The sequence below is a fragment of the Stenotrophomonas africana genome, from assembly GCF_013004645.1.
In the GTDB taxonomy this organism is placed as follows: Bacteria; Pseudomonadota; Gammaproteobacteria; order Xanthomonadales; family Xanthomonadaceae; genus Stenotrophomonas; species Stenotrophomonas africana.
In genome coordinates, this window is record NZ_JABEME010000003.1 from 325,102 (window position 1) to 340,676 (window position 15,575).

Annotated in this window: 6 protein-coding genes; 4 read left to right on the plus strand and 2 right to left on the minus strand. The window is 67.7% G+C overall.

The genetic code is table 11. The features are described 5' to 3' along the window. The first annotated feature begins 182 nt into the window (after nt 1–182). The gene (locus HLA98_RS07970; protein WP_057500751.1) at nt 183–515 is read left to right on the plus strand and encodes a hypothetical protein; all 333 of its coding nucleotides are present in this window, start codon (nt 183–185) and stop codon (nt 513–515) included. Between the two features lie 90 nt (nt 516–605). On the opposite strand, the gene HLA98_RS07975 is transcribed toward HLA98_RS07970, so the two are convergent. Then, nucleotides 606–1,082: a general secretion pathway protein gene (locus HLA98_RS07975; RefSeq protein WP_170272464.1), complete on the minus strand. Its 477-nt coding sequence runs from the start codon at nt 1,080–1,082 to the stop codon at nt 606–608. A 103-nt stretch (nt 1,083–1,185) separates the two neighbouring features. Between HLA98_RS07975 and gspH the strand changes: the two genes are divergently transcribed. The 3 genes from gspH to HLA98_RS07990 are packed head-to-tail and all read left to right on the plus strand — an operon-like array spanning nt 1,186 to nt 2,602. Further along, nucleotides 1,186–1,632 (plus strand): type II secretion system minor pseudopilin GspH, encoded by a 447-nt coding sequence (gspH, locus tag HLA98_RS07980; protein ID WP_057500750.1) that lies wholly within the window; start codon nt 1,186–1,188, stop codon nt 1,630–1,632. Continuing rightward, a complete protein-coding gene (gspI, locus tag HLA98_RS07985; protein ID WP_057500749.1) occupies nt 1,629–1,991 on the plus strand; it encodes a type II secretion system minor pseudopilin GspI in 363 nt (120 codons plus the stop codon). Before gspH ends, gspI begins: the two co-directional genes overlap by 4 nt. Beyond that, nucleotides 1,988–2,602: a prepilin-type N-terminal cleavage/methylation domain-containing protein gene (locus HLA98_RS07990; RefSeq protein WP_057500754.1), complete on the plus strand. Its 615-nt coding sequence runs from the start codon at nt 1,988–1,990 to the stop codon at nt 2,600–2,602. The genes gspI and HLA98_RS07990 overlap by 4 nt, the downstream gene beginning before the upstream one ends. Before the next feature lie 473 nt (nt 2,603–3,075). Here HLA98_RS07990 and HLA98_RS07995 read toward each other — a convergent pair whose 3' ends face one another. Beyond that, nucleotides 3,076–15,471, minus strand: a complete 12,396-nt coding sequence (locus HLA98_RS07995; RefSeq protein ID WP_129550515.1) for a filamentous hemagglutinin family protein — start codon at nt 15,469–15,471, stop codon at nt 3,076–3,078. Nucleotides 15,472–15,575 lie beyond the last annotated feature (104 nt).

Consider the following 15,575-nt stretch of genomic DNA (forward strand, 5'->3'; position numbering starts at 1 on the left):
CGAAGGGAGTGGACAGGGAGCGGCGCGTGGGTCTACCAACAGGACGTGTACGTCGCGTCAAAGCCGCCAACAGTTTTGTGACAGCACTGTCATCTTTTGAAAGCGGCAGAACGCTCGCTGGCGGACCCCGCCTTCGCCACACGTCTTCATTGCAGAACGTCGATTGCTGCGGGAGATCCGAGATGCGTGAATCGTTGATGGCGGGCCTGCGCGCTGCCCTCACCCTTGCGCTGCTGGTGTTGTCCCCGGCGCGCGCTGACGAGACGAAGAAGCAGGAAGACGCCGCGCCCTGCATCGAAGTACAGGTCAATGGCGAGCGCATTCCGGCGTGGGACTGCCTGCAGCGCAAACTTGCGCCGGCATCGAAAGCGGCGAAATCACCGGCGCTCCCCGAGGCCGAACGGCTGATGCGGCAGCCCGGCAACCAGCTGATGCAGTACAACCTGGAAGGCACACGACAGCGCATGGGCGATGCCTTTGGTCGTTCGGTGGTACCGCAGCGTCCGGCGCGCTGAGCCCATGCCTCTGTAGAGCCGAGCCCACGCTCGGCTGCTCCTGCACACCTTTCAACAGCCATGCAAAGGCAGCCGAGCGCGGGCTCGGCTCTACAGAGCGCCGCCCTGCCGAGCGGCCGGCACGATGCCATCGCCTGGCAACGGCGGCAGCTCAGGCACCGGCAGGCTGCGCGATTGCCCGGCCTGGTTCAATTCGACCGCGCTGGCACTGATGCTGGTCAGCACCGTGCAGGGTCCGAGTCGTTGGCCGGGCGCATACGCTTCCGCCGGGCGTCCATCCACCGAAAGCAGGGCCAAAGGCGCGTGGTCACCAGCCAGCACGCCCAGCACCACCACCTCGGTCTGCACCGCACCGGGGGACAGCAGCTGCACCAGAGGCAGGCTGGCCACTGCATCGAACATCGGCCGCACCGGCGCCTCGGCTTTCGCTTCGCTGGCCGTAGCCGCTGGCGCCACCGCAGACAGGGTGACGCTCCAATAGGCCACCACGGCCAGCAGCAGCGCCGCCGCCAGCAGGGTCAACATTCGATTGCGATCCCAGCGCCTGCCATCCATGTTCCGCACCATCGCCACGTTCGTGTCCGCCTACGCTAGCAGCTGCGGCTGACGCTTTTGTTTCATCATGCCGGCCTACGCTGGCAGGTATCGACCCGGACAGGAGGCAACGTCGATGCAGCGCGTGCCGCGTGGCTTCACCCTGCTGGAACTGATGGTTGTGCTGGTGATCATCGGCATCTGCACGGCCGGGATCGGGCTGGGCCTGGGCAGCCTGCTCGACCCGGGCCGGCAGCTGCGACAGGAAGCCGAGCGGTTGGCGCAGCGCCTGCAGGTGGCGCGCGATGAGGCGCGCATCGATGGCCGCCCGCTGCGTTGGCAGGCCGACGCCAACGGCTATCGTTTCAGCCGCCGCGAAGGCAGCCGCTGGGTGACCGTTGAACGCGATGATCTGCTGCGCCCGCAGAGGTGGCAGGCGACGGGCATCGCGGTGCAGCCCGCCAACCCCATTGAGCTGAGCCCGGAGTGGATCGGTATCGCCTGGGAGCTTGGACTGTCGCTGGATGGCCGCAGACTGCGTCTTCGTGATGATGGCAGCGGACAGTTGCAGGTCGTGCAATGAAACAGGCGGCGCGCGGATTCACCCTCATCGAAGTGCTGATTGCGTTGGCGATCGTATCGATTGCGCTGGCAGCGGTGATGCGCTCGGTGGCAGTGGCGACCGACGATCAGTCACGGCTGCGGGATCGCCGCCTGGCACTGATGTGCGCGCAGGACCGCTGGCAGGAACTGCGCCTGAGCGGACAGGAACCGCGGGATGCCCGGCAGCGCTGCGTGCAGGGGCGCGGCAGCTTCCTGGTGCTTCAGCATCTGGGCACGGGCAGCGACGGCCAGCCGCAGCTGGAACTGAGTGTGGTTGCCGAGGATGCTCCGCGGCAGTCGCTGGCGCGAATGCAGTTGCCGTGGACGGCGGCGCAATGAACCGTTCCGTGCGCGGTTTCACCCTGATCGAGGTGATGATTGCGATCACCATCATGGGTGTACTGGCACTGATCTGCTGGCGGGCGCTCGACAGCGTGGCCAGCAGCGACCAGCGCCTGCGCCAGGCCGATGCCGAGACCACGACGGCACTGCGCGTGCTGCAGCAGTTCCAGCGCGATATCGAGATGCGTGCGGACGATGCGCTGATGAATGGCGCGGTGCGCCCGGCCGACCAACCGCAGCGGCTGCTGCCTCCTTCGCTGGTGAGCGAGCGGCATCCGGATGGGAGCTTCGCGCTGGAGGTCACCCGCAGTGTCGGCAGCGATGGGCTGCACTGGCAACGTGTGCGCTGGTGGCGGCAAGGCAATACGCTGTGGCGGGCCAGTGGTGCGGCCACGGACCGGTATCCGCTGCCGGCGCCGGATCTGTCGAAGGGAATCGCGGTTGCGCGCGATGTGCAGCGGTTCGAGGTGCGGGCGTGGCAGCCGGGCGCTGGGTGGGCAATGCTGCCGAGCGAAGGCGAGGTGCTGCCAGCCACCGGGCTGGAACTGTGGTTGGGCCTGCGCGATGGGCGTGGGCCATTGAGTTACCGGCGGGTGCTGGAGCTTTAGGATTCCTCCCAGGCAAAGCATCCACGCATGGCGTGGATCTACTGCCCCGCCCGCTCTGGTGGGTGCCGACCTTGGTCGGCACTGAAGCTGGCCCAGCCATCCACGCATGGCGTGGATCTACTGCCGAGCGGCGCCTGCTGCCACGCCTGCTCTGGTGGGTGCCGACCTTGGTCGGCACTGAAGCTGGCCAAGCCATCGACGCATGCCGTGGATCTACCGACCAAGGTCGGAATCCACCGTGACACATGCGCGCGTCCCTCCTGCCGCCGGGTGCTCTCCCGCACCCGGCGGCGCCGTGTCGGTGGTCCTCACCGCTGATGGCCGCTCCCTGCCCTCGGTGCCGTCCTGGCTGGGGCCGCCACCGTTCCGTGGCGGCTGGCCCGATGCTGTCTGTTCCTGCAGTCCAGCGACATCCACGCATGGCGTGGATCTACTGCCGACCAAGGTCGGCACCTCCCGGGATCGTGTGATGCCTAGCGGCGCTGCGTGCCCTCGTCGCGACTTGCCTGCGGGAACTGGAAGGCACTGTTGGCGTCATAACCGCTGTTGGCAGTGTTGCCACGCGCCGGCGGGTTGATGCTGCTGGTGCCGCTGCCGAAGCCGAGAATCTGCACGCTGATCACCGACGGCTGGTTGCGCCGTGCGTCGTCCTGGCTCTTGCGCATCACGTCCTGTGCCGCCTGGCTGGCGCTGTTCGCTGCCGCACTGGCCGAGGCCAGCGCGTTGACGTTGACCGTTGCCAGTACCGGCAGGCCCTTGCTCTCACCCTGCACCTGGATGTTGGCGGCGTTGAGTACCTGCAACGCCGCCAGGTTGATGTTGCCCGAGACACGGATGCCAGCCTCGCCCGCGTCGATGGTGCCCAGCGGCGCGATCAGGTCGACGTCGCCCGGGGGCACTTCGGCAATGGGGTTCAACGTCGCGATGCCTGCGCCACTGGCGGGAGCCTGCGGCGACAGGATCACATTGCCCCAGCCGTCATAGACGCGGCGCGGTGGCGTGTACAGCAGCGTAGTCTGCGAACCGCGTCCAGCATTGATGTCACCCTGCTCCGACCAGGCCAGGATGTCACCGCCGAACGTCGTCATCACCCGCGACAGGCCCAGCAGCACGCTGTCCTGGCTGAACAGCCGGATATCACCTTGCCCCTGGGTCACCAGTCCGGCACTGGGCGGCGGCACCACGCCCTGCACACCGATCACGATCTGCCCACCCGGTGCCATCAGCTCGATGTTGCCGCCGGCTTCGGTACGCACGCCGGAGCCGCCATACATCAGGATATCGCCAGTGCGTTGGATCATCGCACCCGCTGCATCCTTGTCCGGCATCAGCGTGGCGATGGCCTCGCGGCCGCGCAGGTAAGAACCAACGCGTGGCCCATTCCGATCGTTGTACTCGCGGCCACCTTCGCGCAGCTCAGCGTAATAGACCTGGCGCAGGAAGATCCGCTGCTGCTCCTTCGGCAACCGGTCGAACGCAGCCAGTGCCTCGGCGCCGTCGGCGGCCAGACCGAAGCGCTGCTGCAGCCACTGCTTCAACTCCTCGTCATAGATCTTCACCCCCTTGCCGGGCTGCGATGCCAGCGACTGCGCCGGGTCGGCCAGGTTGGCCGGATCCAGGTAACGCGCGCGCAGTGCATCGAAGTCGATGCTCTGATTGCCGGCAGTCACTGCGATGCTGGCACCGGGACGGGCATCGCCCTGGACGACGCCACCCAGGCTCACGATGCTTCCGGCCTCTTCCTGGCGCAGCTGCCGGCCCGCACTCACTTCGACGTTGCCGGGGCCGGCCACCGTCAGGTTGCTGCGGATGATGTCCCGGCCCGCCTCGATCCCGCTGATATCGGTACCGCTGGTGTTGAGCGCGGTGACGTTCGCATTGATCACGTCGCGACCAGCGCGCAGCTGTACGGCCGAGCCCGCTTCGTACCAGTCGAACAGTGTCCTGCTCTCCTCGCCGATGTTCCGCCTCAATTGCCGGCGGCCGCCGCTGCCCAACCCGATGATGTCACCGGCAACAGCATAGAAGCGGCTGGGCGACGTGGGCCGGGACGTCAGCGCACCCGTGGTCGGGGTACTGGGGCCGAACGCGAACAAGGGCAGGATCGCCGACGGATCCGCTCCCTGCACCCCATCGTCGGAGAGATTGTGGCCAACCCGGGTCAGGCTGACGCCCCGCTGGGCCATGAATGCAGGATCAAACGGGCCAGGCAGGCGGGCGTCGCTACCGGAACGTGCAATGCCGGTGGCGTTGATCGCGGCATGGATCGAGCCTCCGGCCAGAACATCGAGCTGGCCGCTGGCCGAAGGCGCGAGCAGGATCACATCGCCCGTAGTCGCCCCCGGTCCGAGACCTCGAAGCGAGGCGCTGATGATGTCACCACTCGCTGCCACCGCGCTGAACCTGGACGGATACAGCCAGTAATTGATGCTGGCGGGAACGGATTGCTCGCGCAGCGCGATGCCTTCAGCGAACATGTTGCTACCGGTTGCATGCAGACTTCCGGCCAGGCTGGGTGCGAGATTTCCGCCTGCCGAGAACAGATCCAGTGCCGTGCCTCGGGTCCAGAGCGAGAACCACGTCGTGCCAGCTGCATGCTGGTCATCGCCCAGAACCATGTCGTTGTAGTTGGCTGTGGGTACGCGCCCCGCATCCGCGGCGCCACCGAGAACAATGTCACCACGGGCCAGCAGGCGGGCGGTGGAATCACCCAGGATGAGCACCGGCCCCGCCATCGCCACCGGCGCGTCGGCCACGAACGGATTCTTCAGGCCCAGCGTTCCGTAGCTGCTCTGTATGGTACTGAGGCCACCGATGCGTGCCGCCTGCAGCAGGGTGCTGCCGCGCAGGTTGGTCACCGCGCCATTGAGATCCAGATCCTGCAGGAACCCTTCGGGCTGCTGCGCGCTGGCGCGCAGGCCGGGGTTGAGCGCTCCGCCGCTTCGCAGGGTCAGGTCGCCGCCCCCCGTCAGATGCAGCTCACCGTTGCTGACGCGCCCGGTCGACCCGACCGCAGCAACAATCGCGCTGGAATGAGGCGCGGTCAGCAGACCCAGGGCATTGCCCATCGCGTCGAGCACACCCGCGTGGCGGCCCGCTTCCAGTGACAGATTGCCGCCTCCCAGCGTGCCGAAGCCGGTGAAGCCGACCATGCGGGGAGCTGCGTCCGCTTCGGCGCCCACGGTGCTGTACGTGCCGAAGTTGATCCACCAACTCGTCGGTGTCACCTGGACGCCTTCGGTGGTGCCCGAACCCTGCCGCCACAACCAGCCGCCCACGGCTGCGCTTGAATGCCCCGCCTGGTCGCGCTGCGCCGTACCCGATTCAGACCGGGCGGTCCAGGCGTCGCCAATGATGTCGCGCCCGGCTTCAACCCTGAGATCGCCGCCATGGTCGGGATACCAGGCATGGTAACTGGCCAGCGCCGCATCATAGTTGCCCGAGACCTGGTTCCTGCCCAGCAGCGAGGTGTGCCAGGGCGCAGCCGTACGCACCGGATTGAACTGGGGGTCGCTGCCATCGCCCAGTAGCGTCGGCGCACCTGCGGTGTACACGCCGAAGCCGGACTTCATGCGCACGTCCTGCGCGGCCAGCAGTGCCAGATCACCCTTGCCGGTACGCAGCACGCTCCAAGCCGGCGAGCCCAGGCGCTTGCCGTAGGTGGTGACTTCGGTAAGCGTACCGCCGCCGTAGCAGTAGCCCATTGCCGCGCAGATCTCTTCCTCCGACATACCCATCTCGGCACCCAGTTCCGTAGCCGGGCGGCCGACCCAGGATTCATCACCCCACCATGCCAGCGAGCCTTCCTTGTCCACCAGTCGCGGGGCGGGGCCGCAATTGGGTCCGGAGTCACAGACTTCGTTCTCGGTCAAACCCAGCTCCCGGGCCAGATCAGCCACGGGCTTCCCGACCCACGATTCGTCACCCCACAGATTCAACGAGCCGTCCACGGTGATCACGCGATCACCCTTCCATTCCGTCGTCGTGGTCACTGTGCCGATAGTGCTGTAGTGGCTGTCGGCCAGCACGATGCTGCCGTCACTCCCCCAGCGGCGGGTACGTGGATCTGCAGCCGTCGTATCCGCACCCGCCACCGCGGTCAGATCCCACGAGGTGGTGCCTTCGGGCAGCATCGCCGCCAGCGCCCAATTGCGTCCCTGGCGCCCGCTGGCGTCGGCAGGCCGCAGTTTCACCGGCGCATCGCCGGCCAGCTCCACCTTGGTCATCGACGGGATGATCGCGCCGGCATGCAGGTCCAGCGCGCCTGACAGCTTCATCGCTATCGGCAGCGCGACGCCGGCCGGCCACACCTGTGCGGCCACCGGCGCCGGCGTGCGCAGGCGGAAACCGGCACCCAGTCGGGCACCGGACTGCAACGCCAGCGCCTGTGCCAGCACGGTGCCGGCCGCCATCACCTGCCCGCTGTCTGTGGTCACTACCGCTCCCAGCACGGTACCGGCGGGCAGCAGGAGCGGCCCGGACAACACCATCTCCGCCGGCAGCACGGTTCCCGCTGGCAAGGTCACGGCCTCGAAGGGCAGTGCATAGTTCAGCGTCGCGCCAGTACGGAATTCGGTGCCGCGCTGCAGCTGTACACCTTCGCCGGGCACGATCAGGTCGCCACCGAACGCCGTGTTGGGCGTACCGGCACTGCGCCCTTCCAGCAGCACCCAGCCGTCCTCATCGGGGTTGGCAGGCGGCGGCGCGAAGCCGTCGTTGATGCTGCCGTAGACGTTGATATCACCCTCGGCACGCAGCATCAGCGCGGCCGATTCACCGAAGCCACGGCGCGCAGGATCGGTGCGGTTCGACTGTGGTCCGTAGCGGTAGCCGGACAGATCGATATCGCCGGCCACGACCAGATCGCCACGCGGGTTGTCACTGCTGGTCCGCGCCACGATCTGCACGCCGGGGCGCAGGCGGAAGCTGCCCAATGCGGCAGTGCGCTGCTGCAAGCCCGCATTGGTCAGCGCGGCGTTCATCCACTGGCTGTTGTCCGGGTCTACCACGGTGTCCAGCCAATGTTGGTTGATTACCTGCGGACGATGGCCATGCACATCCGGAGCGCTGGCCAGCGACGCCGAATCATAGCTGCGGAAGGCGTTGACCTGGAGATCGCCGGCACCGGCGATGCGGAGTCCGCTGGCCACGTCAATCGCAGCGTCGTTGCTGCCCACGCGTGGCACGTTGAGCTTGACGCTGCCGCGTGCGCGGCCATCGTTCTGGCCAGGGCTGCTACCCGTGGCCACCGAGGTACCGGCGCGCAGGTCCATCGATGAGGTCGCGCCCAGCTGCAGGCTGCCACTGGCCGAGGTCAGTTCGATCATCGCCCGGTTCGGGCTGTCGATGATCTTGCCGTAACTGTCGACGCGCAAGGCGCTGCCATGCGCGTCCAATGTGCCATCGATACGCAACAGATCGCGGGCGGACAGGCGGATGCTGCCGACCTGTTCGCCACTGGCATCAATGCGGCCATTGACGAGCAGGCTGCCGCCATCGACGCTGATATCAACGTTGCGTGCCTTGACTTCATCGCCGATCACCAGGTCGCCTTCGCTCAACTGGAAGGTCCGGCCACCGGTAATGCCACCGGCGGTAAGCCGTGTATTGAGCCCGGAGAAGTCCTGCAGCTGACGTGCGCGCACCACCACTTCGCCACCGTCATAGGGCACCACGGTGCCACCGGCGTCGTAGCGGCCGCTGGCACCGCCAAGCAGCGTGCCCGACAGATCCACACGGCCGCCCTGCGGGCCTTGCGCAGAGACCGTCAAGCGGCCGCCGCGGTTGTTGCGGGCGGAAAGATCGATGCGCGACGCCGCATCGGCAACGATGTCACCTTCGCGGCTCGACAGCGCCACGTCACCGCCCCAGCTGTACTTGTCCACGTCGAACAGGCTGACCTTGCGGCCGGCCATATCCAGCACCGCATTGCTGCCAAGCGCGACGTCCTGACGGGCATTGGCTTCGAAGCGGCCGGACGCCAGCGCCACCCGGCTGTCGATCACAACGCGCTCGGCCGTGATGGACAACTCCGCACCCAACGCATCGCTGCCCGCAGTCGCCGCGGCGCCACGCAGCTGCACCGTTCCGCCATTGCGGATGGCCAGCTGCGCACCCGCGTTACCAGTAAGCAGCGGGGTGACGATATCCAGCGCGCCGCCGCTGAACTGCCAGCCGCTGCCTGCCACGTAGTCGCCCTGGCGCTGGAAGACATCCAGGCTGCCCTTGCCGGAGAACAACATGCGATCCGACGCTGCCAGGGTAACGCCGGCGAAGCCAAGCACCTGGCGATCCGCGGCCACCGACGAACTGGGCCGGGTGAAGGGCGCACGCCCCAGTTCCAGCACCCGCGTATTGATTTCCAGCTGCCCTTGGCCAAGCCGACCCACCATGGCCTCGCCGGCCGGCTGGGTCTGCTCACCGCCGGGCAACGTGGTGCCGGCCAGCGTACCGTCCCAGATCAGCGTATCGGCGAAGATGCGGGCGCGGTCGGTCGCAGTGCCGTAACCATGAATGGCAGGGGCACCCAGCACCAGACTGCGTAGACTGCTGCGGCCGGTCGCACTGTCACGCGTATCCAGGTCCACGCTGCCGAACACATTGATGGCATCGCGCGCGGTCAGGCTCAGCGCCTCCAGCGCCGGCGCGCCGGTGGCGGTGTTTCCACGCAGCAATCGCTGCAGGACCTCCTGGTTCATGGTCATGCCCGCCGGCAGGCCGCCGGCTGCCGCTGCCGCCGCAATGGCTTCGGCGCTGCCGAGATTGAGCGCCGACATGCCCAGGCCGAGCTGGCGCGTGCCGTAGCTCACCGCGTCGCCAATGCTCAGCGCGCCGTCGGTGACCACGTTGATGCTGCCTGCCGACAGCAACCGGGTCTGGCCATTGCAGTCCACCACGCATCCGCCGATGTCGATCGCCACCGGACCGCCGGCACTACCGCCCTGCGCACTGAGCGCCGTCAAGCGCTGGTTGGACACGGCAAGCAGGCCGCCCGACACCAGGTAGGGTGCCGTGGGCTGCGCCACGCGCGAGGGATCGGCCCCGGCCAAGGTATCGATCGAAGCGCCCTGCTCGACCAGGATCCCCTTGCCCCCGAACGCAGCCGACAGCAGCACTTCCTGCGCCGTCAGGTTGACGCCGTTGCGCACCACGATGTGCTGCGCGCTGCCCTCCAACGAATAAGTCGTCGCGTCACGTCGCAGCACGCCGCCGATCAGCATCGTTTCCGGGCGGAACGCATTGAGCGCCGAATCGAAGAGGGTGGCGCCGCTGCCGCTGCCGGCACTACCGCCCTGGGTGGCAATCTCCAGCGTTGCCTCATTGGAGGCGAGCAGATTGACTGAAAGCGTGCCCCCGCGTCCGTCATTGCTGCCGGCGTTGAAGCGTGACACGCCCTGGAAGATCGCGGCCGGCACGCTCGAACGTCCGGCGCCATCGCCCAACAGCAGGTTGAGGTTGCCAGCGTCGGTTGGCCGCCAGCGCAGCGCTTCACCACGCCGCTCAGCCACGCCTTGTACGAAAGTGCTGTAGGAGGTCTCGTTGTAGCTGGCATGGCGGCGCACCACATCCGCCGGCGTCAGCACCAGATCGGTGAGCAGCGATGAGACTCCACCGCCCAGGCTCTGCGCCTGGTGTCCACTGACGCGCCAGGAACCCGTGCCGGTCGCCACTGCCTGGCGGCTGCCGACGGCGCTTTCGGCGCCGACTTCGACGCGGAATGCGCCCTTCTGCAGTGCGTAGCTGGCCGGCAGCAGCGTGTAGGTTCCGGCCGGGAGGCCGGGAACCCCGGCAGGAATGACAATCTGCTGGCCGATGCGCGGATCGGCGCTGCCGTCAGCGACCGCCTGCGGCGCCTGCGTGCCCGAGCGTCCCGGCATGATCGCGTAGACCGCATTGTCACTGCCGCTGAAGCGGTAGCGCGGGTTCGCATCCGCCAGCGCGTGCCGCAGGATGTCCACCGAGCCGCCGCGCCCCGCCACGAATGCGGCACCGGACAGCTCGCCTCCGCCGGAGACGTCCAGCACGCTGCCCGCCACGCCATTGAAAGCGTTGGCGACGATGTCGATACCGATCGGGATGTTGGTCGAGCCGGGGCCCAGCACATCGAAGTCGGCACCGTTACGGCGCCAGCCCACACCATCCACGGTACCGCCAAACGGCAGCTGCAGGCCGGCACCGCTCACCGACGTCACGCTGCCTGCAAGCAGGTCGACGCGGCTGGCCGCATCGGCGTTGAATTCCCTGCCACCCAGCTGTACATGGCCCCACGGCGCCTGCACATTGCCGCCCTGCACCACCGTCGCCGCCACCAGCTCCAGGCTTCCGAACGCAGAGTCCGGTGCCGGTTGCGCGCCGCCTGCAATGCCATGGATGCGCAGTACGGCGTCGGGGTTCTGCCAGGACAGGCCTGAAGGACCGATGTCGGGGACGCCCGCGACGATGCGTCCCTTGGCCCGGGCCGCCGGATACATACGCGCGGCGCTGATATCGATCGAACCCGGGCTTGCCAGCGTGGAGACGAGTGAACTGCTGGCGACCGGGGCCAGCATGCGGATGTCACCGCGACTGCGCAGCGCGACCTGGTCAAATCCCGCCAGCCAGGTGACGTCTCGCAGGTCGATCAGATCGGCGCTCACGTCCAGGCGATGCTGCCGGCCGCTGTCGAACGCTGCCTCCAGTGGGCGCAACGTGCCTTCCCCGGCCGGCTGCCACCAGCGCCCCTGCGCAAGGCGCACATACGGCGCGTCCAGTTGCAGGCGGCCGCCCTCGCTGTTGCCCGGGACGAGGCCGAGGTAACGCTCATTCAAGCCTTGGATGCGCAGGCTCTGGTCCATGCGCAGATTGATATCTCCCTGGGCGCGGATGTCGCCGAACAGGGCCAGATGATCGAAACCACCGGCCTCGATCTGCCCCACCGACAGTGCCGCATGGCCGTACTCAAGGCGTGCAGGCAGGTCCGCCGTCTGCGCGGCGTGCTGGTTCAACGAGATCACCCGCGGTGCCAGCACCTCCTTGCCGTCTGCCGTTCTGCCGTAGGTGCCACCACCGAAGGCAACCCCCAAGGTGCCGCCGCGCGCGCCGTCGCCGCCCGCTGCTGCGTCCAGTTCGCCGTGCAGGTACAGCGCATTGCCCGCGCGCAGTACGATGCTGCCGCCGTCGCTGTCCACCCGGGTGCGTCCGCTGCCATCAATGTCCAGCAGCGCCGAAGCACCGGACGCGTCCAGCCGCGCACCGCGCTCCACCACCACGAAGGTATCGGGCGGCAGGTGGCGTACGTTGTCCTGGTCTTCCCAGTCCAGCGCCCCCCCGATCTCGATCGTTCCACCCTTGCGCACCTGTCCGCGCAATGTCCGGCGCGCGTCGGGCAGGGAAATGCTATCGCCACTCACGTCAAGCAGTGCGCCATCAGCGATTGTCCACTGGCGCTCGCGGCGTGCATCGCCGCGCACACCGGTCGGGTCGAATGCCTCGTCCAGGCGGATGCGGCCGCCGGCCGCCTTCAGACTGCCAGCCACGTCCAGGTTGCCGGCGCTGAACAGTTCGATCGACTGGCCGGCATCGACCTCGATCCTTGCACCCTTGCCAACGCGCAGATCGGCCGTGGACAGCAGATGCCCTGCGCGCAGTGCCAGGCTCGCGCCGCCGCGCTGCGATACACGCCCGCTGGCCGGATCCGCCTCATACAGCGACGGCGTCCAGGCCTGAACGCCCTGCTCGCGGGCCAGTGCCTGCTGTGCGCCCTCGGCCAGGCGCAGCGCCGGTCGTTCCACCTGCAGCTGGGTACCTTCTTCAACCATCAAACCGTTGTGACCAGCGATGTCATAGCCGGCGAAGCCACTCCTGAACAGTGCGGACTGCAATCGCAACGACGCCGCCGATGCATCCGTGCCAGGCGCGCCGATGGACACCGCACCGCCAGTTGCCAACGTGAAGTTGCCGCTGCCATTGCCGAGCGCGCTGAAGCGTGCGCCATCGCCGATACGGATGCGCCCGCTGCCGTCGGTGGCAACCTCGGTGCTGGCCGCGAGCAGGCCGACACTGCCGCCCTTGCCTACGCGCCCTTTGCCACTGGCATCGATCGCCCCGCCGGCATCGACAAGAATCGCTGCCCCTTCACCCACACGGATGTCGTGGCTGCTGTTGAAGCGCATCTGTCCACCGTCGATCCACGCCTGCGCGGTGTCGCCATCCGGCGCAGCAAGCGCGTTGCTCCAACTGCCGCCAAGATCGATCCGTGCGCCCGCCGCAACATCCACCGCGCCGCGTCCTGACCTCAGCAGGGCCGTGGGCCCGCCGAGCGCCGGAAGCAGGTTGCCGGCCTCCACCTGCCCGCCGGCAATCTGCACCGTTCCACCGAAGCTGACGCGGCTTGCAGTGAGCCCAAGCCGGCCGCCCTCCTGCAACCTGAGCGTGCCATCCAGGTCGATACGGCCCGCCGAAGCGAGGTCCACCCGCCCCCAACGCTGGGCGCTCAGGACCTCACTGTCCAACCACACGGTATTGCGCTGTGTTTCCCCGATCGGAGCCTGCAACGTCCATGACCGGGAGTCGGCCTGCAGCGCTCCGATGCGGATCTGCGAATCGAACACTGCACTTCGGCCGTTGTTGTCGAAACGCCCCAGCCAGAGCTGTGCGTTGCGGGCCGCCGCCGTCTGTGCCTGCGCGTACCCGTCCTGCCCCTGGTCGGGGCGGCGCGTCTGCTGCAGGCCCTGAAAGGCCACGGTATCCACCTGGCCCTGCAGGACAGCCGTGGGCGCCGAGATCAGCAGACGGCCAGCATCGCGTCCCACGGTATAGCCATTGTCGAACCGCTGGATGGGTGCCACCAGTGGATTGCGGAACGATTCGGTCACCCCCCACCGTTCCTGCTTCACTTCATAGCCCTGGTACAGACCGTCGTACAGCATCTCGGCCGGTGCATCATCAAGCCGATACAACTGCCCGTCGCGGCCACGCAGCCAGCTCTGCTGCACCACGCCGGACTGCACATCCAGGCTGCCACCGGCCAGATTGATGCGCGAACCGGCGTGGCTGACGACTTCCTTGCCTGCCAGCTGGACGGTGCCGGCCTGCGCTGCCCATTCGCTGATCGAATGCCCCTGATTGTCCAGGTAGCCCCCCACTTCCAGCAGGCCGCCGCCGGCATACCAGCGCGTACCTTCATAGCCGCCGGTACCGGCGGCGACTTCGGTCAACTGGCGGCGGTCGATCCACACCTCGCTGCTGATCAGCTTGCCGCTGTCACGGTTGTCCGGCGAATCGCGCAACTCATTGCCCTGCACCTTCACCTTGACGTTGTTGCTTTCCATCGCCACCTGCACGCCCACCGCACCGGAGACGTCCACGCGTGCACCATCATCCAGATAGCTGCGCCGGCCGGCGTCGGCGATCACCTGGCCGCCGGTGGCCACCGCCAGCGAGCCGGCCTGGAAGTTCACATCGCCGCCGGAGACGACTTCGATGCGCGATTGCTCGCGGCGGTCCTGCAGGCGCGAAAGATTGTCGAAGGTGCCACTGTTGCTGGAACCGCGCAGCTTGTCCTGCTCGGTGGATTCCCTGATGAGGGCATCGCGCTGGCTGTCCAGCGCCGTGCTCTTGCCATCGTCTTCCAGCAGCACTGCAGTGGTCGAACCGGAAGCCAGGGTCACGCGGCCCGCCGCATCGGACGCCGAGTTCAGCAGGTGTACGGTGCCGCGCTGATTCAGCGTGGTGGACGCAACCGCAACGCCGGCCTGTTCGACCGTGCGGCCGGCCAGGGTGATGTCGCCCTCGCGCGCCTGGATCAGCCCACTGTTGCGAACGCCGCCCGCCGTGCTGTCAGCGATGAAGCGCGGGGCAATCTCATTGCCTCGGGTGGTGGACGCGGTGTTCTGGGCGGTGCCCACACCACGGCGGATCACGAAACTGTCGCCGGCGGCAAGCTGGGTCTGGCCTTTGCGCGTCTCGATCTGGCCCGCGTTCTCCACGCTGTGCCCAGCCAGCAGCACGTAACCACCGCCCCGCGTTGCCGTGGTCGGCTCGTGCGTGGTGATGCGCGCACCGCGTTCGACCATGACCTTGCCTACGGCGTCGGTCAGCGCCGAGGTGTTCGCGTCGGCACTGTACAGACCCTGCTCACGGAACTGCGCGTCGCTGATGCGCGCTGCCGCCGCCACCAGGTTGCGGACATTGACCTGGCTGTTGTTGCCGAACACCACGCCATTGCGGTTGGCAACGAACACCGTGCCATTGGCCTTCAGCTGGCCAAGAATCTGGCTGGGCCGTGCGGCGGGATCATTGACCCGGTTCAACACGGCCCAATCGGCGTTCTGCAGGAAATTCAGCGTGGTGTTGCCACCTATGTTGAAGGTTTCCCAGTTCAGGATCGCCTGGTCGGCGGTCTGCTCGATGTTGACCAGCACCCGCCCGTCGGCCGCCTGCGACTGGATCGCTTCGCGCGCATTGATCCATCCACGCGTCAATGGATTCTCGTCAACCTTCAGGCCATCCTTGCCCAGGCCATCGGCCACTACGAAACCCGCCTCGCGGCGCGCCTGCCGTGCCTGCTCCTGCAGGCGCTGCTGCAGGGCGATGGCCTGCGCGGCCGTACCGAGGTTGTCGATCGACTGCTGCAGCTTCTGCCGTGCCGCATCCTGCTGCTGCGCGGGCAGCTGGAACTGGATCGGCACGCCATTGGGCATGCGCCCGCTCTGTGCCGCCGCGCCCTGTGCCGCACCGCGCTCGGCGAACCAGCCGGGGCTGAACGCCTGTTGGGCCTGAGTGGCCGGCGCCACCACGCTGCCCAGGGCCACTGCGACGGCCCAGGCCATCGGGTGGCTGCGCCACACGGCAGCAGGGAAGCGGGCGGTGGGCGAATGCGGGTGCGACATCGGGGACCTCGTCAACCTGATGGGCCGCGCTGGCGGCGGCGTGTACGGATGGGCCTGCGCGAGGCACGCCCTGCACCTCATAGACGGTGGCGGCGGCGTGAAGA

Coding starts and splice junctions, on each gene's coding strand:
- HLA98_RS07970 (WP_057500751.1), top strand. CDS start 183: ATGCGTGAATCGTTGATGGCGGGCCTGCGCGCTGCCCTCACCCTTGCG.
- HLA98_RS07975 (WP_170272464.1), bottom strand. CDS start 1,082: ATGGTGCGGAACATGGATGGCAGGCGCTGGGATCGCAATCGAATGTTG.
- gspH (WP_057500750.1), top strand. CDS start 1,186: ATGCAGCGCGTGCCGCGTGGCTTCACCCTGCTGGAACTGATGGTTGTG.
- gspI (WP_057500749.1), top strand. CDS start 1,629: ATGAAACAGGCGGCGCGCGGATTCACCCTCATCGAAGTGCTGATTGCG.
- HLA98_RS07990 (WP_057500754.1), top strand. CDS start 1,988: ATGAACCGTTCCGTGCGCGGTTTCACCCTGATCGAGGTGATGATTGCG.
- HLA98_RS07995 (WP_129550515.1), bottom strand. CDS start 15,471: ATGTCGCACCCGCATTCGCCCACCGCCCGCTTCCCTGCTGCCGTGTGG.